This window comes from Brevundimonas sp. NPDC055812, assembly GCF_053616535.1.
In genome coordinates this window covers 225,213-248,623 of record NZ_JBSHDX010000004.1, presented here as the reverse complement: position 1 = coordinate 248,623, position 23,411 = coordinate 225,213, and the positions used below count along the sequence as shown (strand labels likewise).

At 67.0% G+C, this 23,411-nt stretch carries 22 protein-coding genes; 12 read left to right on the top strand and 10 right to left on the bottom strand.

The features are described 5' to 3' along the window. The first annotated feature begins 26 nt into the window (after nt 1-26). The gene (locus tag ACWGL1_RS08965) at nt 27-395 is read left to right on the top strand and encodes a DUF423 domain-containing protein (protein ID WP_452111785.1); all 369 of its coding nucleotides are present in this window, start codon (nt 27-29) and stop codon (nt 393-395) included. A gap of 27 nt (nt 396-422) precedes the next feature. After that, complete coding sequence (gene pip / locus ACWGL1_RS08960; RefSeq protein ID WP_452111784.1) at nt 423-1,385, top strand: prolyl aminopeptidase; 963 nt, start codon at nt 423-425, stop codon at nt 1,383-1,385. Nucleotides 1,386-1,400: 15 nt separating this feature from the next. On the opposite strand, the gene ACWGL1_RS08955 is transcribed toward pip, so the two are convergent. The 8 genes from ACWGL1_RS08955 to ACWGL1_RS08920 form a co-directional block, all read right to left on the bottom strand. Further along, nucleotides 1,401-1,877: a DUF6173 family protein gene (locus tag ACWGL1_RS08955; protein ID WP_338578557.1), complete on the bottom strand. Its 477-nt coding sequence runs from the start codon at nt 1,875-1,877 to the stop codon at nt 1,401-1,403. Between the two features lie 28 nt (nt 1,878-1,905). Then, nucleotides 1,906-3,063: a rod shape-determining protein RodA gene (gene rodA / locus ACWGL1_RS08950; RefSeq protein WP_291774782.1), complete on the bottom strand. Its 1,158-nt coding sequence runs from the start codon at nt 3,061-3,063 to the stop codon at nt 1,906-1,908. Beyond that, entirely contained in the window at nt 3,060-5,054 is a 1,995-nt protein-coding gene (gene mrdA, locus ACWGL1_RS08945; protein WP_312220117.1) for a penicillin-binding protein 2, read from the bottom strand. The genes rodA and mrdA overlap by 4 nt, the downstream gene beginning before the upstream one ends. Then, on the bottom strand, nt 5,051-5,545 hold the full coding sequence (locus ACWGL1_RS08940; RefSeq protein ID WP_409450071.1) for a hypothetical protein: 495 nt from the start codon (nt 5,543-5,545) through the stop codon (nt 5,051-5,053). The genes mrdA and ACWGL1_RS08940 overlap by 4 nt, the downstream gene beginning before the upstream one ends. Before the next feature lie 20 nt (nt 5,546-5,565). Continuing rightward, nucleotides 5,566-6,642, bottom strand: coding sequence for a rod shape-determining protein MreC (gene mreC / locus ACWGL1_RS08935; protein WP_452111783.1), 1,077 nt, complete (start codon nt 6,640-6,642; stop codon nt 5,566-5,568). Between the two features lie 118 nt (nt 6,643-6,760). Continuing rightward, on the bottom strand, nt 6,761-7,801 hold the full coding sequence (locus ACWGL1_RS08930; protein WP_291774770.1) for a rod shape-determining protein: 1,041 nt from the start codon (nt 7,799-7,801) through the stop codon (nt 6,761-6,763). Nucleotides 7,802-8,055: 254 nt separating this feature from the next. Continuing rightward, nucleotides 8,056-8,673 (bottom strand): glutathione S-transferase family protein, encoded by a 618-nt coding sequence (locus ACWGL1_RS08925; protein WP_452111782.1) that lies wholly within the window; start codon nt 8,671-8,673, stop codon nt 8,056-8,058. 13 nt (nt 8,674-8,686) lie between these two features. Continuing rightward, nucleotides 8,687-9,409 (bottom strand): TVP38/TMEM64 family protein, encoded by a 723-nt coding sequence (locus ACWGL1_RS08920; RefSeq protein WP_452111781.1) that lies wholly within the window; start codon nt 9,407-9,409, stop codon nt 8,687-8,689. Nucleotides 9,410-9,531: 122 nt separating this feature from the next. On the opposite strand from ACWGL1_RS08920, the gene ACWGL1_RS08915 reads away from it, so the two are divergent. Continuing rightward, nucleotides 9,532-10,737, top strand: coding sequence for a pyridoxal phosphate-dependent aminotransferase (locus ACWGL1_RS08915; protein ID WP_452111780.1), 1,206 nt, complete (start codon nt 9,532-9,534; stop codon nt 10,735-10,737). A gap of 56 nt (nt 10,738-10,793) precedes the next feature. Here the strand turns inward: ACWGL1_RS08915 and ACWGL1_RS08910 are convergent, their stop codons facing one another. Beyond that, nucleotides 10,794-11,246, bottom strand: a complete 453-nt coding sequence (locus tag ACWGL1_RS08910; protein WP_452111779.1) for a hypothetical protein — start codon at nt 11,244-11,246, stop codon at nt 10,794-10,796. Next, nucleotides 11,246-12,220 carry a polyprenyl synthetase family protein gene (locus tag ACWGL1_RS08905; RefSeq protein ID WP_343829835.1) on the bottom strand — a complete coding sequence of 325 codons (975 nt, stop codon included), beginning with the start codon at nt 12,218-12,220 and terminating at the stop codon, nt 11,246-11,248. The genes ACWGL1_RS08910 and ACWGL1_RS08905 overlap by 1 nt, the downstream gene beginning before the upstream one ends. A gap of 142 nt (nt 12,221-12,362) precedes the next feature. On the opposite strand from ACWGL1_RS08905, the gene ACWGL1_RS08900 reads away from it, so the two are divergent. From ACWGL1_RS08900 to metH, 9 genes are all read left to right on the top strand, one after another. Continuing rightward, nucleotides 12,363-13,133: a tRNA1(Val) (adenine(37)-N6)-methyltransferase gene (locus tag ACWGL1_RS08900; RefSeq protein WP_343829641.1), complete on the top strand. Its 771-nt coding sequence runs from the start codon at nt 12,363-12,365 to the stop codon at nt 13,131-13,133. A gap of 53 nt (nt 13,134-13,186) precedes the next feature. Next, entirely contained in the window at nt 13,187-13,798 is a 612-nt protein-coding gene (locus tag ACWGL1_RS08895; RefSeq protein ID WP_452111778.1) for a TIGR02466 family protein, read from the top strand. Between the two features lie 68 nt (nt 13,799-13,866). Further along, on the top strand, nt 13,867-14,793 hold the full coding sequence (locus ACWGL1_RS08890) for an alpha/beta hydrolase (protein WP_452111777.1): 927 nt from the start codon (nt 13,867-13,869) through the stop codon (nt 14,791-14,793). Nucleotides 14,794-14,907: 114 nt separating this feature from the next. Then, a complete protein-coding gene (gene ettA, locus ACWGL1_RS08885; RefSeq protein WP_338578551.1) occupies nt 14,908-16,575 on the top strand; it encodes an energy-dependent translational throttle protein EttA in 1,668 nt (555 codons plus the stop codon). Nucleotides 16,576-16,669: 94 nt separating this feature from the next. Continuing rightward, on the top strand, nt 16,670-17,599 hold the full coding sequence (locus ACWGL1_RS08880; protein ID WP_338578550.1) for a 2-hydroxyacid dehydrogenase: 930 nt from the start codon (nt 16,670-16,672) through the stop codon (nt 17,597-17,599). Between the two features lie 136 nt (nt 17,600-17,735). Beyond that, nucleotides 17,736-18,698 (top strand): ArsR/SmtB family transcription factor, encoded by a 963-nt coding sequence (locus ACWGL1_RS08875; RefSeq protein ID WP_338578549.1) that lies wholly within the window; start codon nt 17,736-17,738, stop codon nt 18,696-18,698. Beyond that, a complete protein-coding gene (metF, locus tag ACWGL1_RS08870; RefSeq protein WP_338578548.1) occupies nt 18,698-19,660 on the top strand; it encodes a methylenetetrahydrofolate reductase [NAD(P)H] in 963 nt (320 codons plus the stop codon). The genes ACWGL1_RS08875 and metF overlap by 1 nt, the downstream gene beginning before the upstream one ends. After that, complete coding sequence (locus tag ACWGL1_RS08865; RefSeq protein WP_452111776.1) at nt 19,661-20,737, top strand: homocysteine S-methyltransferase family protein; 1,077 nt, start codon at nt 19,661-19,663, stop codon at nt 20,735-20,737. Continuing rightward, nucleotides 20,737-23,400, top strand: coding sequence for a methionine synthase (gene metH / locus ACWGL1_RS08860; RefSeq protein ID WP_452111856.1), 2,664 nt, complete (start codon nt 20,737-20,739; stop codon nt 23,398-23,400). The genes ACWGL1_RS08865 and metH overlap by 1 nt, the downstream gene beginning before the upstream one ends. Nucleotides 23,401-23,411 lie beyond the last annotated feature (11 nt).

The following is a 23,411-nucleotide window of genomic DNA, read 5'->3' as shown; positions in this document are numbered from 1 at the left end:
CCGATTTTGTGGTCTAGACATTAGGCATGAGCCCTGACCGCAAACTGCTCGCCTTCGCCGGTTTCAACGGCGCCATGGCCGTAGCCCTGGGCGCCTTCGCGGCCCACGGCGCCGCTCCCGCCGTCAAGACCCTGCTGACCACAGGCGGCCATTATCAGATGGTGCACGCCGCCCTCGCCGTCGCCCTGGCCTTGTTCGGGTCAAGCCGCCGCCTGCGTCTGGCGGGCTGGCTGGCGAGCGCCGGCGGACTGGTTTTCTGTGTGGCCCTGGCCATGATCGGCCTGTTGAGCCTGCCCTTCATGGGCGCCGTGGCCCCCGTCGGCGGCGCCATGATGATCGCCGGCTGGCTCCTGATCCTCTTCGCCGCCTTCCAGTCCAATCTCGCCAAGACCTGAGACCATCCTTTCAAAGAGGCATCCCACGTGATCAACACCGAGCGCCGCGACCTCTATCCGGAAATCGAAGCCTACGCCTCGGGCTGGATGCCCACCGACAGCGTCCATGAGATCTATTACGAGGAAAGCGGCAATCCCCACGGCGTGCCGGTCATCGTCCTGCACGGCGGCCCCGGCGGGGCGGTCAACCCGGGCATGCGCCGCTACTTCGACCCGACCAGATACCGCATCGTCATGTTCGACCAGCGCGGCTGCGGCCTGTCGCGACCCAACGCCTCGCTGGAAGACAACACGACCTGGGACCTCGTCGCCGATATAGAGCGCCTGCGCGAGTTGCTCGGCATCGACAAATGGGTGGTCTTCGGCGGTTCCTGGGGTTCGACCCTGTCGATGACCTACGCGATCAAGCACCCCGATCGCTGTCTGGCCCTGGTCCTGCGCGGCATCTTCCTGCTGACGAAGAAGGAGTTGCACTGGTTCTATCAGGACGGCGCCTCGATGATCTTCCCCGACGCCTGGGAGCGTTTCCTGGCCCCCATCCCCGAGGCCGAGCGCGGCGACCTGATGGCCGCCTACTACAAGCGCCTGACCGGCGATGACGTCGAGGAGCGCAACCGCTGCGCCGTGGCCTGGGCGACCTGGGAAGGCGAGACCGTCAGCATCCAGGGCCCGTCAGGCAAGCCGGACAAGTTCGCCGACCCCGAGTTCGCCGTCGCCTTCGCCCGGATCGAGAACTGGTACTTCACCAACGGCGGCTTCTTCGACAGCGAGCACTGGATCCTCGAGAACATCGAGACCATCCGCGACATCCCCTGCTGGATCGCCCAAGGCCGCTTTGACGTGGTGACGCCGATCTCGGGCGCCTGGTCCCTGCACCGCGCCTGGCCCGAAGCCAAGCTTGAGCTCATCGGCGACGCCGGCCACGCCTCTTCCGAGCCCGGCATCATCGACAGCCTGGTCCGCGCCACCGACTGGGCTGCGACGCTTTAAGCGTCATCGCATCGGCTATTTCGGATTGGTCTTCTGGACCATCTCGCTGAGTTGGAAGCCGATGCGGCGCGCCTCGCGTTCCTCCGGCTTCTTTACAGCGCTGAGCACCACATTGATCTGGCTGTAGTGCTGGATCAGTCGGACCGGCTTGCCGTCGGCGTTCCGGCCGAAGAACATGATCAGGTCCGGTCCCCAGAAGCCGACGTCCATGATCTGCATCGTGCCGTCGCCCGGCAGGCCGACCACGCGCGCGCCGATCTCCTCATCCTTGTCGAGATTGGCTTCAAACTCCTCGATCAGCTTGGACAGGCGGACGAAGGCCCATTCCGCCGGGTTGTCGCGCATCCGCACGCCCTCGGCCTGCACCGCCGCCTCATTCCTGGGGTCGGCCATGACGGGCTGAGGACAGGGCGTGTCGCCGCAGTCCGAGAACATGGACGGATCGGCCTTGGGGATGTCGGCGGCTTCGGCGGCGGGCGTCTGAACGGTCATGGCGACAGCCTAACGCCCGCGCGGGTGATTAGAACAGCCCCTGCCCCTTCGGCAGTTCGACATAGCGATGCACCCGCGTCGACAGGACCAGGCCGAAGCCGACCATCACCGTCATCATCGACGAGCCGCCGTAGGACAGCATCGGCATGGGCACGCCGACGACCGGCGCCAGCCCCATCACCATGGCGCCGTTGATCAGGACGAACAGGGCGACGAAGGCCGTCATTCCCGCCGCGCTCAGACGGCCGAAGTGGCTGTGCGACAGCGCCGCGATCCGCAGCGAGATCAGGATCAGCGCGACATAGCAGGCCAGAACGGTGAAGGAGCCGAGAAAGCCGAACTCCTCCGACACGGTCGAGAAGATGAAGTCGGTGTGGCGCTCGGGCAGGAATTCCAGCTGGCTCTGACTGCCCAGGCCGTAGCCCTTGCCCATCAGGCCGCCTGAGCCCAGGGCGATCTTGGACTGGATGATGTTGTAGCCCGTGCCCGACGGGTCGGCTTCCGGGTTCAGGAAGGTCAGCACGCGATTGCGCTGATAGTCGTGCATCCCAAACATGACGAAGGGCGGAATGACCGCCACGGCGGCCGCCACGCCCGCGGCGATGACGCGCCAGCTCAACCCCGCCATGAACATCATCACCGCTCCGGTCAGGCCGATGATCATGGCCGAGCCCAGGTCCGGTTGCTTGGCGACAAGGATGAAGGGGACGCCGACAAGCCCTGCGGGAATCAGCAGCTTCCACGACCAGCGGGCGTCCTGGGCCGAATGGCTATGATACCAACGCGCCAGGGCCAGCACGAGGCCGATCTTCACGAACTCGGCGGGCTGAATGCGGATGAAGCCGAGGTGCAGCCAGTTCTTGGCCCCGCCAGCCGTGTAGCCCAGCGGCGTGAACTCAACCAGCATGACCATGAACAGCAGCACGCCGTACAACGGATAGGCCGCATGGAACCACCACTTCGGATGGATCATGGCCATGCCGATCATGGCCGCCAGCAGGACGCCGAAGCGGATCAGATGCTTGACCGCCCACGGCTGCCAGTGACCGCCCGCGATGGAATACAGCATGGCCGTGCCGATCCCGGCCAGGATGCACAACAGGCCGATGATGCGCCAATCCAGCTCGGCGAACTTGCTGGACAGGCGGTCGCGCTCGCCGGGACGGGTCAGGGCGGATGCGGTCATTGTCCGGGCTCCGTCAGGGGGGGCGGGACGGCGGCGCCGACATCCGCGCTGTCGATCGGCTCGCCCCGGGCCTCGGCCTCACGGACGCCGGCGTCTTCCTGGGCCTCGAAGCCGGCCGATTCAATGCGGGCGCGGATTTCGGGGTCCTTCAGCAGGGCGACCTTCATCACCTCGCGCGCGCGCGGCGCCCCGGCCGTACCGCCGCCCAGGCCGCCGTGCTGGACGATGACCGAGACCGCGTAGCGCGGATTGTCGGTCGGCGCATAGGCGACGAACAGGTTGTGGTCCTTCTGGTCCCAGGGGCGCCCGGCCCCCTTGCGCGACCCGGAGCCGTAGTTACGCGCTTGAGCGGTGCCGGTCTTGCCCGCCATCTTGACCGTGCCCAGCCCCAACTGGCTGTTTCGGAAGCCCGTCCCCCCGGCGGCGGTCACCGCCTCCATCCCGTCGCGGAGGACCTGCAGCATCTGGGGATCGTAAGGCAGGTCGGCGAAGGCGCTGCCGCCCTGCTCTACTCCGCCGACGGACTTGATGAGACGCGGCGACACCGCCTTGGCGCCATTGGCGATCCGCGCCGTGTAGACCGCCAACTGCAAGGCGTTCACGGTCAGGGCTCCCTGTCCGATGCCATAGCTGGGGTTTTCGCCCGGATACCATTTGCCGTCGCCGCGCACCGGATTCTTCCGGCGCCATTCCCGGTCGGGGACCAACCCCGCCTTCTGTCCGGGAATGCCGATATCGAAGGTCTGGCCGAAGCCCATGTCGCGCGCGGTCTCGGCGATGGCGTCCGGCCCCATCTCGCTCGCCAGGGTCATGAAGTAGACGTTGCAGGACGCCTTGATGGCGCCGCGCAGATCCAGCGCCCCATGCCGTCCCAGGCAGGCGAACCGCCGACCCAGATAGAAGCTGCCGTTGCAGACGATGCGGCGGCTGGGGTCCAGGCCCCGCTTCATCGCCGCCAGGCCGACGATCGGCTTGAAGGTCGAGCCCGGCGCGAAGGTGCCGCTCAGAGCCTTGTCCAACAGAGGCCGACGCTCATAATCGGCCAGGGCGCGATAGATCTTGGACGGCACGCCCGAGACGAACAGGTTGGGGTCGAACGACGGCGACGACACCATGGCCAGGATGTCGCCGTTGCGGACGTCCATGACGACGATGCTGCCCGCCTCTTCGCCGAAGACCTCCAGCGCGCGTTGCTGGACGTCGTTGTCCAGCGTCAGGACGACTTCGGAGCCTTGCACCGCCGGGCGTGATCCGGCGATGTCCTCGGCCACGACGCGACCGCGCGCATTGACCTCGACCCGCTTGCCGCCCTCCACGCCGCGCAGATCAAGATCCAGAGATCTTTCAATGCCCTGACGGCCGATGCGGAAGCCGGGGTTGAACAGGATGGCGGGCGGTTGCTCGCCCTTGTCGCGGATGGCCTGCACGTCGCGGTCCGACACCTTGGCCACATAGCCGACCACATGGGCGTAGGCGCCGCCGTGCGGATAGTAGCGGGCCTCGTTCATGTCGGCCATGACGCCCGGCAGCTCCGCCGCGTGCAGGTTGACCTTTGAGAACTCTTCCCACGTCAGGTCGCTCTTGACCGGAACAGGCGAGAAACGCGGCGCGGCGTTCACCTCGCGAATGATGGTGCGGCGACGGTCCAGAGTGTCGGGCAGAAGCTGACCCAGAAGATCCAGCGTCTGGTCCAGATCCTTGGTTTCGTCGCGCACGACCAGGACGCGGAAACTGGGCCGGTTCCCGGCGATGACCACGCCGTTGCGGTCCTTGATCAGACCGCGCGGCGGCGGCACCTGGCGGAAGTTGAACTGGTTGCGCGTCGCCAGGGTGGCGAACTCTTCCGACTTGAAGAGCTGCAGATGCGCCAGGCGTCCGACCAGGGCCAGCCCGCCCACGACCGTCGCCCCGCCCAGCAGCATGGTGCGCCGCAGGAAGGAGCCCTGCCGCTCGTTCACGTCGGAAAAGAAGATATGCGGTTCGCTGCTCATCGGAATCGCACGTCCGCGTCGTCAAAACGCTCGATCAGCCAGTCAGCCAGGGGGAAGAGCAGCAGCGTCGGGATCATCTGCCCCATAACAGCCAGTAGATTGGGAGCATTCCCAAGGCTGCCGCGCGTCACGAAATAGGCGACCGCGAACGCCAGGCCCGTCGACGCGACATAGAGGGCGAACAGGACGATGGTCGCCTGACCGGCCAGATATTTGGACGCCAGCAGCATCGCGCCGTAGATCAGCAGCAGGCTGAGCGCCCACATCCCGACCTGACCGCCCCAGAAGAAATCCAGGAAGACGCCCAGGCCGAACAACACCGCCGGCGCCAGCATGGACGGACGGATCAACGGCCAGGCGAAAGCCAGAACCATAGGCCAGACCGGCTCGGGCAGAGTCAGGCCGAACAGGCGCAGCGGAATGGCGAACAGGATGGTGGCGGCGACGGCGATCAGCGCCGGGTAGCCGATCCACTGCATCGGACCGACCATCCGCACCGTGATCGTCCGTCTCACTCGCGGCCTCCGTCGGGCGCGGGCGGCGCCGGCGTCGTGGGTTGAGGCGGCGACGCGACCGGCGCAGGCGGCGGAGCGGCGTTGGCGGCGCGGACGCGTTCAGCGGCGGCGCGGGCGGCGGCGGCGCGGCGAACAGCCACGTCCTGGATCGCAGCCGCCTGCGCGGCATTCGGCGGCGGCGCCGTGTTCAGGCTGGCCAGGGGCGCGGCGTTGAGGGCGTTCTGGTCGGCCAGCTGGCCAAAGTCCTGGAACAGCAGCACCCGCACATAGTCGATGGCCGTGCGGTCGCTGTAGAGCTTGACCCGCCAGGAGCCGTCGACCCCCTTCGCCACCACGCCGACCGGCAGGCCGCGCGGAAAGCCGCCGCCGTCGCCCGAAGTCAGGATGCGGTCGCCGTCCTGCACCGCCCCCTGGCCCCGCACATAGTCCAGGCGCGGGCTGCGGCTGCCGTCGCCGGTCAGCATGGCGCGGGCGTCCGTGCGCTCGACCATGACCGGGATGCGCGAGGCCACGTCGGTCAGCAACACCATGCGGCTATGCACGCCGGAAACGCCCGAGATGCGGCCGACGACGCCGTGCTCGCTCAGCACCGGATTGCCGACACGCACGCCCTTGCCGGCGCCGACGTTCAGCAGGCGCGACCGGGCGAACGGACCGCGCACGTCGGTGATGGCGCGGCCGGCCGTCATGGCGATGGGCGGCTCGGTCTGAAGGCCCAAAAGTTGTTCGTAGCGGGCGTTCAGATTCTTCAACGCCATGGCGTCGTCCCGCCAGGCGCTCATCTCCGCCAGTTCGCGACGCAGGCGACGGTTCTCCGACACGGCGAAGAAATAGCCTTTGACGTAATCGACGGCGTCGCCGGTCCAGCGCACCGGAGCGGCGAGGACGCCGCCCGTGGTTCCTGCGGCGGTGTCGAACGCGGCCTGCGCCGGCTGAAGGTCATCCGCGCCCGGCTGTGGTCGATCGGCGAGCAGAAGCATGATCGCAGCGACGATGCCGCCGACGACCATGACCGCGGCCGTCCAGGCCAGCGGCACCTTCAGATTCTCGAACGGTCCGTCGCGAAACGCCACGGCCAGCCTTCCTGCTAGAGCTTAGAAATCGGCGGACCGAGGCCCGCCGACGGTGCGGGCCTGTCGCTGAAACCGCCCCCTCTTCAGGATTGCGGCGCCGACGACAGGCCGATCAGCCTCAGAGCGACGACTCGAGCACGCCCTTCATCCACGACGGGTGCTCCAGCACCTTGCCGCAGCCGATGGCGACGCAGGACAGCGGGTCGTCCGCCACCTGCACCGGCAGGCCCGTGTGGTCGCGGATCTCGGCGTCCAGGCCGCGCAACAGCGCGCCGCCGCCCGTCAGCATGATGCCCTTGTCGGCGATGTCGGCGGCCAGTTCCGGCGGCGTGGCCTCCAGGGCGACCTTCACGGCCTCCACGATCTGCGAGACCGGCTCGGCCAGGGCTTCCGCCGCCTGACGTTCGCTCATCTTCACTTCGCGCGGCACGCCCTGCATCAGGTCGCGGCCCTTGACCTCGATCGACAGGCCTTCGCCATCGGCCGGGACGCGGGCGGTGCCGATGTCCTTCTTGATGCGCTCGGCGGTCGTCTCGCCGATCAGCAGGTTATGGTTGCGGCGCATATAGGCGATCAGGGCGTCGTCCATCATGTCGCCGCCGACGCGGACCGAACGCGAATAGACGATGCCGGACAGCGACAGCACGGCGACTTCGGTCGTGCCGCCGCCGATGTCGACGACCATCGAACCGGTCGGCTCATGGATCGGCAGGCCGGCGCCGATCGCGGCGGCCATCGGCTCGTCGATCAGGCCGACGCGGCGGGCCGAGGCGTTCAGGCAGGAATCGTTGATGGCGCGGCGTTCGACGGCCGTGGCGCCCGACGGGACGCAGACGATCATCTTCGGGTTCACGAAGCCCTTGCGGTTATGAACCTTGCGGATGAAGTGCTTGATCATCTCTTCGGCGACTTCGAAGTCGGCGATGACCCCGTCGCGCATCGGGCGGATGGCTTCCATGTGGCCGGGGGTGCGGCCCAGCATCTGCTTGGCTTCCAGGCCGACGGCGTGGACGATCTTGCGGCCGCCGACGTTGCGCAGGGCGACGACCGACGGCTCGTTCAGGACGATCCCCTTGCCGCGCATGTAGATCAGGGTGTTGGCCGTCCCCAGATCCATTGCGATGTCATTGGAAATCATGCCGAAGAGGGGTGAAAGCATGGGCGTCGGTTACCGCTTTAGTTCGGGCCTGCAAGGGCGTGAATTTCATTCGTCCGCTGTGGCGACGCCCTACCCCCGCTTCACGCTGACCGCAAAGCTGTCCTGACCGTCTTCGCCGAGCCGACTACAGGCCCGTTTGCCCTCATGCCGCAGGGATTGCAAGCGCCTATGACTTCTCGATCACAGGCTTGTCACGGCAAGGCTTGAAAGCCTTGCCGGTCAAGCTTTCCAGCCCCGCTTGCGGGGCGTTCGGATCAGACGGCCGGAATACCCTCGGCATGAAGCACGCGCTGCACGGCCGGGCGCGACTGAACAAGGTCCAGATGAGCGTTGAGCTTCGGGAAACGGGTCTTGTCCAACAGGCCCGCCTGGCGCGCCCAGCGGGTGAAAACCATCAGATAACCGTCCGCCATCGAATGATCTTCACCCATGACCCAGGGACCGGCCAGCAGATGATTCTCGGCCAGGTCGTACTTCTCCAACGCGACCTTGACGGCCTCGTCCTTGGCCTCGCCTTCGAGCGGCGGCTTGGAGAACAGCGCCTTGCCGATCGCCGGGTGCAGCGAGGACGCCAGCCAGCCGTTGAAAGCCTGCAGTCGCGCGAATTCGAACGGATTATCCAGGTCGGCCAGTTGAGCGTGCGGATGCGTCTGGGCGACATAGGCCAGGATGGCGGCGTTCTGGGTGATCACGCCCTCGGAGGTCTGGAGCGCCGGGGTCACGCCCGCCGGGTTGATCGCCAGATACTCCGGCGTCCGCTGCTGGCCGGCGCGCAGGTCGATCTTCTCGATCGCATAATCCGCACCCGCCTCTTCCAGGCCGATATGCGAGGCGACAGCACAGGCGCCGGGGGAATAGTAGAGCTTCAGCATGGTCGTTCTCCGATCAATCGACTGACAGATTGCGTGCGGCCTCGCGGCGCTTCACCCACTCGCGCACCGCCAGCATCAATACAAGCCAAACGCCTGCGACGGCCGCCAGGATCACCGAGGTCCACACGCCGTCGCCGCTGACCGCCGCCATGAATGAGCCTCCGAAGAAGGCCACCAGCGCCGTCTTGGGCAGCACCCCCAGGGCGCATCCCGCCAGGTAGGCCGGGAATGAAGCGCGCACCGCCCCAAACGCCATGTTCACGACGATGAAGGGCGCCGAGGGCACGTTGCGGATGATGAAGCTGGCCGAAAAGGCGTTGCGGCCGACAAACCGGCGGATGCGCTCCACCGTCCCGCCGCCGTAGCGTTCCAGCGTGTGCGCGGTCGGTCCGCGCCCAAGCCAATAGGTCACGGCCGCCGAGGCGATAGTGGCGATCCAGCTATAGAGGAAGCCGAACCACGGCCCGAAAGCCACCACGCAGGCGGCGATCAGCAGGAACTGCGGCACGCCGATGAAAGCGGACAGGGTGAAGACCACCACCGCCGCGACCAGGCCCCACGGGCCGATGCGATAGCCCGCCAGCCAGTCTTCCAGCCGGTCCTCTGCGCCCAGCGCCAACTGGGTCTTGCCCAGGGCGAACAGAGCGATGATTCCCGCAAGCAGCAGCAGGGTGACGGCCAGGGTTCGCCACCGTCTGGCCTCCATGTTCAGCAGGAAATCGACGATGCGCCGCATAAATTTCGCCCAAATCGCCTTTTGATCGTCCGCGACGCGCACAAACGTTGTGCGGCCCTGCGGGGTTGCGTATCAAGCCTTCGCCTCCCCGGCACTCTCCACATCCTCCAGACAGGATAGCCATGTCCAGCCTTCAGTCCGCCTCCCTCGCCCGCGTCAAGCCTTCGGCTACCCTGGCCGTGACCGCTCAGGCGCGCGAGCTGAAACGTCAGGGCCGCGACGTCATCGGCCTGGGCGCCGGCGAGCCGGACTTCGACACCCCGGACAACGTCAAGGCGGCGGCCATCGAGGCCATCAACCGCGGCGAGACGAAGTACACCGACGCGGACGGCATGCCCGAGCTGAAGGCCGCCATCGTCGCCAAGTTCGCCCGTGAAAACGGCCTGACCTACGAAACCAACCAGATCCACGTCGCCTCGGGCGGCAAGCCGGTGATCTACAACGCGCTGGTGGCGACGCTGAACCCCGGCGACGAGGTAATCGTGCCCGCGCCCTACTGGGTCTCCTATCCCGACATGGTGCTGCTGGCCGGCGGCGAGCCCGTCACTGTGATCGGTCAGGAAGCCGACGGCTTCAAGCTGCGTCCCGAGGTTCTGGACGCCGCCATCACGCCGAAGACCAAGTGGATCATCCTCAACTCGCCGTCGAACCCGACCGGCGCCGCCTATACCCGCGCCGAACTCGAAGCCCTGGCCGAGATGCTGCGCAAGCATCCGCAGGTCTGGATCCTTACCGACGACATGTACGAGCACCTCGTCTACGGCGGCTTCGACTACGTCACCATCGCCCAGGTCGCGCCCGACCTCTACGACCGCACCCTGACGGTCAACGGCGTGTCCAAGGCCTATGCCATGACCGGCTGGCGCATCGGCTATGCGGGCGGCCCCAAGCCCCTGATCGATCTGATGCGCAAGGTGGCCAGCCAGACGACCTCCAACCCCTCGTCCATCAGCCAGTGGGCGGCGGTCGAGGCCCTGAACGGCCCGCAGGACTTCCTGCCCGTCCGCGCCGCGGCCTTTGAAAAGCGCCGCGACCTGGTCGTCTCCATGCTGAATCAGGCGGCGGGCATCCGTTGTCCGAAGCCGGAAGGCGCCTTCTACGTCTATCCGTCGATCGAGGGCCTGATCGGCAAGACGGCGCCGTCGGGCGTGGTCATCGCGGACGATGAGATCTTCACCGCCGAACTGCTGAACGCCGAGGGCGTGGCCGTGGTCCAGGGCGCGGCCTTCGGCCTGAGCCCCTACTTCCGCATCAGCTACGCGACCTCGGACGCGGTGCTGGAAGAGGCCTGCACCCGCATCCAGCGCTTCTGCGCCAGCCTGAAGTAAGAGGCCCTGAAAGCCCTCCCCTTTCGATGGGGAGGGTCACAGGCCGTCAATGGCCCCTAATGAATCGGCGCCGGCGGCAACACCAGGGTCGGCGCCAGCTTCAGCACGAACCCGAGGCACCATTCCGTCGCCTCGGCGGAGTTGTCTATCTCGGCGTCCAGGCGGCGGGTCAGGCGGCAGGCGGCGTCGGGAGCGTGATCCGCATCGGGGCCCGCATAGAGGACCACCGGCCCGACCGGCAGCGAACCCTGGCGATAGGCCATGTTCAGCAAACCGGAAGACTGGATCATGATCTCGTCGAGGGGTGGACGCGGCTGGTCCGGATCGGCTTCATCCGCCTCCGCATCCGCGGCGGAACCCAACAAGGCCTTCACCTGCGCCTCGACCGCATCCGGGTTCAGGCGAAACACCTCGGCGGTCAGGGCGTCGCCGGGCGAGGCGGGCATGGTGAAACGCGGCGCATCCTGCATGGCGAGGATCGCTCCGACCAGCAGGACGCCCGCCAGCATCAGGTCGCCCGGCTGACGGCGAAGTCGGCCAGGGCCTCGAGCGCCGCGCGCCACGGCCCGGCGGGCAGGACCTGCAAGGCCGCCTTGGCTCGGTCGGCGTAGTCGCCGGCCGTGTCCAGCGTGGCGGCGACGGCGCCGCTGCCGATGATCAGTTCGCGGGCGCGGTCGAAATCCTCGGGCTTGCGGTCGCCCTTGGTGATGACGCGATCCCAGAACAGATCTTCTGTCCCTTTGGTGCGCTGAACGGCCAGCAGCAGCGGCAGGGTGGCCTTGCCCTCGTTGAAGTCGTCTCCGGCGTTCTTGCCCAGGGTCTCGGTCGCGCCGCCATAGTCCAGCGCGTCGTCCGCCAGTTGGAAGGCGATGCCCAGGGCCATGCCGTAGTCACGCAAGGCCGCAACCTGTTCGTCCGTCGCGCCCGCCCCGACCGCGCCCGATTCGGCGGCCGCGGCGAACAGCTCCGCCGTCTTGGCCCGGATGATCTGCAGATAGGTGTCCAGGTCCAGGTTCAGATCGTGGGCGCGCGTCAGTTGCAGCACCTCGCCCTCGGCGATCACGGCCGACGCTGTGGCCAGAATGCCCAGCGCGCGCAGGGAATCCGTCTCGACCATCAGTTCGAAAGCGCGCGCGAACAGGAAGTCGCCGACCAGCACCGACGAGGCCGCGCCCCAGATCAGGTGCGCCGCGACCTTGCCCCGGCGCATTTCCGAGCCGTCGACGATGTCGTCGTGCAGCAGGGTGGCGGTGTGGATGAACTCGACCGAGGCGGCCAGCTTCTTGGGGCCTTCGATGGCGCCCGTCTGGCCCACCGCGCGCGCGGCGGCGACGGTCAGCAGGGGGCGCAGACGCTTGCCGCCCGCCGACACCAGATGCTCCGCCAGCAAGGGGATCACCGGCACGTCGGACTGCATCCGCGCGATGATCAGGGCGTCGACCGCCGCCATGTCGTCCTTGGCCAGACGAACCAGGGCGTCCACATCGCCCTTGGGACGGGAGGCGACGGCGAGAGCTGCGTCCACGAAAATCTCTTTCAGCACAGGGGCGAAGGGGGAGATTCGCCCGAAATTCACACGCATCCGCTTGCCCGGACGCGATGCGGCGCACAATGGTGGCGGCGCCATGACGGGTCAAGCCGAGTCATCCCTTACTGTCGCCGCAGAGGTGACCGAATCCGCTCTTCTGGGCGGCCGCGTCCGCTTGCGCCAACCCGCCAAGGGATATCGCGCGGGCATGGACGCCGCCTTGCTGGCCGCAGCGATCGAAGCCCGGCCCGGCGAACGACTGATCGAGGCCGGCTGCGGCGCGGGCGCCGTGCTGATGCAGGTCGCCGCCCGGCGCGCCGATGTCCAACTGACGGGGCTGGAGCGCGACGCGGCCGCGGCCGCGCTGGCGCGGGAGAACGCCGGGCTGAACGGCGCCGAGGCGCGTACGACCATCGTGAACGGCGACGTGGCGCGCGGCTTTCGCGCCCTGGGCCTGCCGCCGTTCGACTGGGCGATCAGCAACCCGCCCTTTTTCGACGATCCCGCCGCCCTGCGCGCGCCCGCCGAAGGCAAACTCGGCGCCTGGATGGCCGACGACGGCCTGACCGCCTGGGCCGGCTTCCTGCTGAAGGCTGTTCGCGAGGGAGGCCGCATCGTCATCATCCACCGCGCCGACCGCCTGGCCGACATATTGAGCCTGCTGTCGCCCAAGGCGGGATCGTTCGCCATCCGCCCGATCCAGCCCTACGCCGATCAGCCGGCCAAGCGCGTGCTGGTCCAGGCGATCAAGACCGGCAAGGCGCCGCTGCGCCTGCTGCCGCCCCTGATCCTGCATGACCGCGCCGGGGCCAAGCATAGTCAGCAGGCGGAGGCGATCCTGCGCGGCGAGGCTGATCTCGGCTTCTAGAACCGGCTTTCTCACCCTTCTCCCCTTGTGGGAGAAGGGCTATTGCACCCGCCATGTCCTTGCGATCCCTTTTCGCCACCCAGGTCTATGACGCCTCCCTCGCCTCTTCGCGCGGCTGGGCGGAACTGCATGAGGAATTGCTCGACCTCTGCCTGGTCATGGCCGAGGAGGACGAGGCCGGGATCGAATGGTGCCGGGCCAATCACTATCCGGGCTATACGTCCTACGGCTCGATCAACGACCTGCCGCAGCGGTTTCCAGAGTTCGCGACGCTGAAACGCCTGCTGGACAAGCAGGCGGCGGCCTTCGCCAAGGCCCTGAATTTCGACCTGGCCAAGAAGCTTCAGCTCGACAATCTGTGGGTCAACGTCCTGATGCCCGGCGGCGGCCACACCGGCCACATCCACCCGCACGCGATCCTGTCCGGCACGATCTATATTCACGTGCCCGACGGCGCCTCTTCCCTGAAGATCGAAGACCCGCGCCTCGCCATGATGATGGCCCGCCCCGGCCTGACCGCCGACGCCGGCGAGGCCGAACAGCCCTTCGTCTATCTGAAGCCCGCGCCCGGCACGGTGCTGATGTGGGAAAGCTGGCTGCGCCACGAGGTGCCCGCCAATCGCGCCGAGGAACAGCGCATCTCCATCAGTTTCAACTACGCCTGACGTCCTCGCCCTTCCCTCGCCGCATTTGCCCCGAAACCTGCGCCAACGGCACAGCTTGGAGGGAATGGATGCGGGTTTTCAGCGCGGCGGCGGCGATCGCCATGTTCACGACAGGCGCCCTTCTTCTCGGCGCCTGCAGCGAAAAGGCCGACGCCGGGACACCGCTCTCCGAGCCAGGCGCCGCCGCCGAAGGCGCCCCCTATGTGCTGACCGGCACCCAGGTCTGGAGCGTGCCCGACCCCGTGTCCGGCCGGAACTATCAGGTCTTCGTCAGCCTGCCCGCCGGTTATGAAGCCAACCCCGGCCGCCGCTACCCGACCCTCTACGTCACCGACGCGGACTACGCCTTCCCCATCATCCGCCAGATCGCCCGTCGTGTGAATCTGGATGGACCGGTCGTGCAGGAGTTCATCCTGGTCGGCCTGTCGTACGCCGAGGGCGACAAGGGCGCCGACAGCCGCCGCCGCGACTACACCCCGACTCCCAACGGCCCGCGCAGCTCCGGCGCCGCCGTGCACGGCGGCGGCGCAGCCTATCAGACCTATCTGAAGACCCAGGCCCTGCCTTTCATCGAGAAGACGTTCCGCGCCGATCCGTCGCGCCGCGTGCTGCTGGGCCATTCCTACGGCGGGTTGCTGGGCGCGCAGATCCTGTTCAGCGACCCGGCGATGTTCCAGTCCTACGTCCTGGGCAGTCCGTCGCTCTGGTACGACAAGGGCTACATGATGGGGGTCGAGGCCGACTACGCCCGCAACCATCGCGATCTTCAGGGCCAGGTCTTCATGTATGTGGGCGGTCACGAGAAACCTGGCCCCACCCGCCGCAACAGCGAGGCCGACATGGTCGGCGACATGCAGACGTTGCAGCGGAATCTGGAATCGCGCGGCTATCCCGGCCTGAAGATCAGTTCCGTCGTCCTGGAGGACGAGGACCACCTGACCGTCGCCCCGGTCGGCTTCACCCGCGCCCTGGAAGCCGTTCTTCCCGCTCGCTGAAGACCGCCATCGAAAAGCCGCGTCGGCGTCCGAAGATTTGCCCAAAGCCCTCGGGATCGCTACATCCCCCGGCAACTTCCCCATCCGCACTGAATCAAGGGCGCGACGCGACGCATGGCGCAGCAATATATCTTCCAGATGCAGGGCCTGACCAAGGCCTATCCCGGCGGCAAGAAGGTCTTCGAGAACATCTGGCTCAGCTTCTACAACGACGCCAAGATCGGCGTCGTCGGGGTCAACGGCTCGGGTAAGTCGACCCTGCTGAAGATCATGGCCGGCCTGGACCACGAGTTTCAGGGCGAGGCCCGCGCCGCCGACGGCGTCAAGCGCGGCTATCTGGAGCAGGAGCCGCAGCTCGACCCGAACCTGAACGTTCGCCAGAACGTCGAGGCCTGGTGCGAAGAGAAGCAGTGGGTCAACCGCTTCAACGAAGTCGCCAATGAGCTGGGTGAAAACTACACCGACGAGCTGATGGAGGAGATGACCGCCCTCCAGGAGAAGATCGACGCCGGCGACGTCTGGGACATCGACAGCCGCATCGATCAGGCCATGGGCGCACTGCGCTGCCCGCCCGACGATTGGGAAGTCACCAACCTGTCCGGCGGTGAAAAGCGCCGCGTGGCGCTGGCCCGCCTGCTGCTGTCGAAGCCCGACATGCTGCTGATGGACGAACCGACCAACCACCTGGACGCCGAGTCGGTGGCCTGGCTGCAGCACCACCTCGAGAACTTCCCCGGCTGCGTCATCCTGGTGACCCACGACCGTTACTTCCTGGATCAGGTGACCAAGTGGACGCTGGAGCTGGACCGCGGCAAGGGCCACCCGCACGAGGGCAACTACTCCTCGTGGCTGGAAGCCAAGACCAAGCGCGTCGTTCAAGAACAGTCTGAATCCGAAGCCCGCCAGCGCGCCCTTACCCGCGAATTGGAATGGGTCCGCTCGGGCGCCAAGGCCCGTCAGGCCAAGTCCAAGGCCCGTCTGGCCGCCTATGAGAAGATGGTCGCCGAGCAGGAGAACTCCGCCAAGGCCCAGACCTTCGCCGCCATCCAGATCCCGCCCGGCCCCCGTCTGGGCAATGTCGTTCTGGAAGTCAGCGGCCTGAAGAAGTCCTATGGCGACAAGGTTCTGTTCGACGATCTGAACTTCAAGCTGCCGCCCAACGGCATCGTCGGCGTCATCGGCCCCAACGGCGCCGGCAAGTCGACCATGTTCAAGCTGATCACCGGTCAGGAAGAGCCCGACGGCGGCACGATCAAGGTCGGCGAGACCGTCAAGCTGGCCTATGTCGACCAGTCGCGCGACGACCTGAAGCCGGACGACACCATCTGGCAGGCCATCTCGGGCGGCACCGACGTCATGATGGTCGGCAAGCGCGAGATCAACACGCGTGCTTACGTCGGCTCGTTCAACTTCAAGGGCGGCGACCAGCAGAAGAAGGTCGGCCAACTGTCGGGCGGTGAGCGCAACCGCGTCCACCTGGCCAAGACCCTGGCCACCGGCGGCAACCTGATCCTGCTCGACGAACCGACCAACGACCTGGACATCGAAACCCTGCAGAACCTCGAAGAGGCTCTGGAAGAGTTCGCCGGCTGCGCCGTGGTCATCAGCCACGACCGCTGGTTCCTGGACCGTCTGGCCACCCACATCCTGGCCTTCGAAGGCGACGGCCACGTGGAATGGTTCGAGGGCAACTTCGAAGCCTATGAACAGGACAAGATGCGCCGCCTGGGCGCGGACAGCATCATTCCCAAGCGCATCCAGCACCAGAAGTTCGGTCGCTGATCCGATTGATCGACTGACAATGAGCGGCCTCCCTTCATGGGAGGCCGTTCTGCTTTGGGCTGGCGCTCCGGCGAAAGCGGGATAGTCTGCGTTCATGACCCAGCGCCCCGCCGTCCTGATCATGCAGCGGCATCTGGCCCCGCTGAGCGCTTTCCTGGAAGGCGCCTACGATGTCTATCGCTTCTGGGAAGGCCCGCCGGTCGAGGCGGCTGGAGACATCCGCGCCCTGATCGTCGCGGGCGAGTTCGAACTGGACAAGGCGCTGATCGAGCGCCTGCCCAATCTGTCGCTGATCGCCTGCTTCACGGCTGGATACGACGGCATCGACGTCGAGTGGTGCCGCGCGCGCGGCCTGCCCGTCACCCATGCGCCCGGCGTGAACCACGAAGACGTGGCCGACCACGCCATCGGCCTGATCCTGGCCGCGCGCCGCCAGATCGCCGAGGGCGACCGCACCATCCGCGCGGGCGAATGGAAGCTGTCGACGCGCAGCATCACCACCTCGCTGGGCGGTCAGCGACTGGGGATCGTCGGCCTGGGCCACATCGGCGAAGCTGTGGCGCGTCGCGCCGAGGTCATGCGCATGGATATCCGCTGGTGGGCGCCGCGAGAGAAGGAGACGGCCTGGCCTCGCGCCGACAGCCTGATCGATCTGGCGCGCGGCTCCGACGTCCTCGTCGTCGCCTGCCGGGCGGACGAGAGCAACCGGGGCCTGATTTCGGCCGAAGTGATCGAGGCGCTCGGGCCATCCGGCCTGTTGGTCAACGTCGCGCGCGGACAACTGGTGGACGAGGACGCCGTCATCGCGGCCCTGAAGGACGGCCGTCTGGGCGGCGCGGCCTTGGATGTCTTCGCCCAGGAACCGACCGAGGCCGCACGCTGGTCGGGGGTGCCCAACACCGTCCTGACGCCCCACACCGGCGGCGCCACGACCGAAGCGGTGCAGGGAATGCTGATGCTGCTTCTGCAGAATCTCTCCGCCCACTTCGCGGACGAGCCGCTGAAGACGCCTGTCGCAGACTGAAAATCTGCTCCTCGGGGCGGTCTAGTCCCCTATTCCAGACGCAGAACGAACGATCCGTGCCTGCATTACGCGGATAGAAGACGCGCGCGACCAGATTTTGCTTGCATAAGCGTATAAGGATATCTTTATACGACCTATGACGCTGACCGCCGACCAGACTGTTGAAGCCCTGCGCGCCGCCGGCGAACCGACCCGCCTGCGCGTCCTGTCCCTACTGGCAGCGGAAGAGCTGTCGGTGATGGAGCTGTCGCGCGTTCTGGACCAGAGCCAGCCGCGTGTCTCGCGCCATCTAAAGCTGATGGCGGACGCCGGGCTGATCGAGCGATTCCCCGATGGCGCGCGTGTCTTCTACCGCCTGTCGCACGACGCCCTGTCGCGGCGTCTGATCGACACCGTGCTGGACCTGCTGGACGACGGCGAGGGCGAGGCCGACCATCGCCGTCTGGACGAGGTGCGCAAGGAGCGCGCCATCGACGCCGCCCGCTACTTCGAACAGATCGCGCCTCAGTGGGACCAGATGCGCAGCCTCTATGTCTGCGAAAGCGCCGTCGAGGCGGCGGTTGAGCGCGCCGCCGGCTCCGGTCCGTTCGAGCGCGTGGTCGATCTAGGCACCGGCTCGGGCCGGATGCTGACCCTGTTCGGCAAGAAGGCGAAGATGTCGGTCGGCCTCGACCTGTCGCAGAACATGCTGAACATCGCCCGCGCCAATGTCTCCAAGGCGGGGCTGGACAAGGTCGAACTTCGCCACGGCGACATCTTCTCGACCCGCCTGCCTCACGAAAGCGCCGATCTGGTGATCGTCCATCAGGTGCTGCACTACCTCGCTGATCCCGCCGCGGCCGTGGCTGAAGCCGCGCGTCTGGTCATGCCGGGCGGCAAGCTGCTGATCGTCGACTTCGCGCCCCATAATTTCGAGCACCTGCGCGAGGCGCATCAGCACCGCCGTCTGGGCTTCCCGGACGCCGAGATCCGCGAATGGCTGACCGAGGCGGGCCTGACGCCCTCGGCGCCCATCGCCCTGCCCCCCGACACCGAAGGGCTGACCGTTCACATCTGGACCGGCGAACGCGCCGCCCAGACCGCCCGAAAGACCGCCTGATGGCCCCCTCCTCCGCATCCTCGCTGAATTTGGCCGAAGCCCGCGCCCTGCTGTTGTCGCCGCTGGGCCCGGTCGCGCGCGCCGGTTCCAACCGCAGCAGCGTCAACGTCTCCTTCGAGTTCTTCCCGCCCAAGACGGACGCGGCCGAGGCCAATCTGTGGTCGGCGATCCGGCGACTGGAGCCGCTGAACCCCGCTTTCGTCTCCGTCACCTACGGCGCGGGCGGCTCGACGCGCGAGCGGACGCACCGCACGGTCCAGCGCATCATCAGCGAGACCACCCTGCGTCCCGCCGCCCACCTGACCTGCGTCGAGGCCAGCCGCGCCGAGGTCGATGAGGTCATCGAGGGCTACAAGGCCATCGGCGTCGATCACATCGTCGCGCTGCGCGGCGACCCGCCGGGCTCCGCAGGCATCGGCGGCGCCTATACCCCCCGCGCCGACGGCTACGCCAACGCCACCGAACTGACCGCCGCCCTCAGCCGCATCGGCGGGTTCGAGGTCACGGTCGGCGCCTATCCGGAAAAGCACCCGGAAAGCCCGTCCATCGACCACGACATCGAGGTGCTGAAGGCCAAGGTGGACGCAGGCGCCACGCGCGCCGTGACGCAGTTCTTCTTCGACATCGAGGCCTTCCTTCGTTTCCGCGACCGGGTGCGGGCGGCGGGCGTGACCATTCCCCTGATCCCCGGCGTCATGCCGGTGTCCAACTTTGCGGGTCTGAAGCGGATGACGGCGGCGTGCGGCGCGGCCCTGCCCGACTGGCTGGCTGGCCATTTCGACGGGCTGGACGACGACCCGGAGACGCGCAAGCTGCTGGCCGCCTCCATCGCCGCCGAGACCTGCGCCCGCCTTCAGGAAGAGGGCTTTTCGGACTTCCACTTCTACACCCTGAACCGGGCCGAGCTGGTCTATGCGATCTGTCGGGTTCTGGGCGTGCGTGAAACCAAGGCTGTTGCGTAGATGACGTCCCCCCTGACCCGCGCCGACCGCATCGCCGCTCTTCACGCGGCGGCGAAAGAGCGCATTCTGGTGCTGGACGGCAGCTGGGGCGTGATGATCCAGCGCCGCGAGCTGACGGAAGAAGACTTCCGCGGCGCGCGCTTCCGCCAGCACAACCACCCGCAAAAGGGCAACAACGACCTGTTGATCCTCACGCGGCCCGACATCATCGCCGACCTGCACGACGTCTATTACGCCGCCGGGGCGGACATTTCGGAGACGAACACCTTCTCCTCGACCACAATCGCCCAGGCCGATTACGGTCTGGAAGACGCGGTCTATGACCTGAACTATGAGGGCGCCCGCATCGCGCGCGAGGTCGCCGACCGCTGGACCGCGAAAGAGCCGCACAAGCCCCGCTTCGTCGCCGGCGCCATCGGCCCGACCAACCGCACCCTGTCGCTGAGCCCCGACGTCAACGACCCCGGCTATCGCGCCGTCACCTACGACGAGGTCTATGAGGCCTATAAGCAGCAGGCCCGCGCCCTGCACCACGGCGGGGTCGACATCTTCCTGATCGAGACGGTGTTCGACACCCTGAACTGCAAGGCCGCGATCAAGGCGATCAAGGATCTGGAGGACGAAGGGCTGGAACCCCTGCCCCTGTGGATCTCGGGGACCATCACCGACCGCTCGGGCCGCACCCTCAGCGGCCAGACGGCGGAAGCCTTCTGGAACTCGATCCGCCACGCCAAGCCGTTCGCCGTCGGCTTCAACTGCGCCCTGGGTGCCGAGCTGATGCGGCCGCACATCGCTGAACTGAGCCGCATCGCCGACACCCTGGTCAGCGCCTATCCCAACGCGGGTCTGCCCAACGCCATGGGCCAGTATGACGAGCAGCCGCACGAAACGGCTCACTTCCTCGAGGAATGGGCGCAGTCGGGCCTGGTCAACATCGTCGGCGGCTGCTGCGGCACCACCCCCGACCACATCCGCCACGTCGCCGAAGAGGTCGCAAACGTGACCCCGCGCGCCGTGCCGGAGCGCCCCACAGCCCTGCGCCTGTCGGGCCTGGAACCGTTTGAGTTGGTGTCGTGATGCGTCCTGTCTTCATCAACGTCGGCGAGCGGACCAACGTCACCGGCTCGGCCAAGTTCAAGAAACTGATCATCGCGGGCGACTATCCCGCCGCCCTGTCGGTCGCGCGTCAGCAGGTCGAGGCGGGCGCCCAGGTCATCGATGTCAACATGGACGAAGGGCTGCTGGACGGCCCCGTCGCCATGCGGACCTTCCTGAACCTGATCGCGGCCGAGCCCGACATCGCCCGCGTGCCGATCATGATCGACTCCTCCAAATGGGAAGTGATCGAGGCGGGTCTGAAGTGCGTTCAGGGCAAGCCGATCATCAACTCGATCAGCATGAAGGAGGGCGAGGCCGCCTTCCGCCACCATGCCGTCCAGTGTCTGCGCTACGGCGCCGCCGTGGTGGTCATGGCCTTCGACGAGGTCGGCCAGGCCGACACCGCCGCGCGCAAGATCGAGATCTGCACCCGCGCCTATGACATCCTGGTCAATGAGGTCGGCTTCCCGCCCGAGGACATCATCTTCGACCCCAACATCTTCGCCGTGGCGACCGGGATCGAGGAGCACGACAACTACGCCGTCGACTTCATCGAGGCGACGAAGGTCATCAAGGCCACCCTGCCCCACGCCCGCGTCTCGGGCGGGGTGTCAAACGTCTCGTTCAGCTTCCGTGGCAATGAGCCGGTGCGTCGGGCGATCCACAGCGTCTTCCTGTACCACGCCATCAACGCCGGTCTGGACATGGGCATCGTCAATGCGGGCGACCTGCCCGTCTATGACGACATCGACGCCGAACTGCGCGAAGCCGTTGAGGACGTGATCCTGAACCGGCCGCAGCGGACGAACGTCTCCAATACCGAGCGGCTGGTGGACATGGCGCCCCGCTACAAGGGCGAAAAGGGCGCGGTCAAGGAAGTCGATCTGAGATGGCGCGACGCCCCCGTCGCCAAGCGCATCGAACACGCCCTGGTCCACGGCATCACCGACTATATCGTCGAGGATACGGAGGAAGCCCGTCAGGCCGCCGAGCGGCCGCTGCACGTCATCGAAGGCCCGCTGATGGACGGGATGAACGTGGTCGGCGACCTGTTCGGCTCGGGGCGGATGTTCCTGCCGCAGGTGGTGAAGTCCGCCCGCGTCATGAAACAGGCCGTGGCCCACCTTGAACCCTTCATGGAGGCCGAAAAGGCCGGTCAGGCGCGTCAGGCGGCGGGCAAGATCCTGATGGCCACGGTCAAGGGCGACGTCCACGACATCGGCAAGAACATCGTCGGCGTCGTGCTTCAGTGCAACAATTACGAGGTGGTCGATCTGGGCGTCATGGTCCCGGCCGACCGCATCCTGGACGCCGCCATAGAGCACAAGGTCGACATCGTCGGCCTGTCGGGGCTGATCACGCCTTCGCTGGACGAAATGACCTTCGTCGCCGCCGAGATGGAGCGGCGCGGCTTCGACATTCCGCTGCTGATCGGGGGCGCCACGACCAGCCGCACACATACGGCGGTGAAGATCGAGCCGAACTACCGCAAGGGCTCGACCACCTATGTCATCGACGCCAGCCGGGCGGTCGGCGTGGTGTCCGGCCTGCTGTCCGAAACCGACAAGGCGAAGAACGAGGCAGCGACGCGCGAGGAATACGTCCGCATCCGCGAGCAATACGCCCGTGGGCAGGAGGTGAAGGCCCGCGCCAGCCTGGACCAGGCGCGCGTCAACCGCTGGCGGCCGGAGGAGGCGCAACGCCCTGCCCCGGCGCCCTCCTTCCTCGGCGTGCGCGCCTATGAGGCCTGGGACCTGCAGGACTTGGCCGACCACATCGACTGGACGCCCTTCTTCGCCAGCTGGGAGCTGATCGGCCGCTATCCCCTGATCCTTGAGGACGAGATTGTCGGCGAGGCGGCGCAGGATCTGTTCCGCGACGCGCAGGCCATGCTGAAGCGCATCGTCGGGGAGAAGTGGTTCACGGCCAAGGGCGTCGTCGGCTTCTGGCCCGCCAATGCGCGTGGCGACGACGTCGTGGTCTGGACCGACGAAACCCGGACGACCGAAGCCGCCCGCTTCCACGGCCTGCGTCAGCAGATCAAGAAGTCCAACGGCAAGCCGAACCTGTGCCTGTCCGACTTCGTCGCCGAGGACGGCGCCGACTACCTGGGCGCCTTCGCCGTCACCGCCGGTCACGGCGAGCTGGAAAAGGCGGCCGAGTTCAAGGCGGCGGGCGACGACTATTCCGCCATCATGGCCACGGCCCTGGCCGACCGTCTGGCCGAAGCCTTCGCCGAGCGTCTGCACAAGGCAGTCCGCACCCAGTTGTGGGGCTACGTCCCTGACGAACAAACCTCAGTGCAGGACCTGATCGAGGAGAAGTATCAGGGCATCCGCCCCGCCCCCGGCTATCCCGCTCAGCCCGACCACACGGAAAAATCCACCCTGTTCCGCCTTCTGGACGCCGGGACCAACGCCGGGATGGAGCTGACGGAAAGCTTCGCCATGTCGCCCCCGGCCTCGGTCAGCGGCCTCTACTTCGGCCATCCGGGCAGCCACTATTTCGGCGTCGGCAAGATCGACCGCGATCAGGTCGAGGATTACGCGTCCCGCAAGGGCTGGGACGTGCAGACGGCCGAGCGCTGGCTGGCGCCCATCCTCAACTACGATCCTCAGGCGGCGACGCGGGACGCGGCCTGATCGGCGGGAAC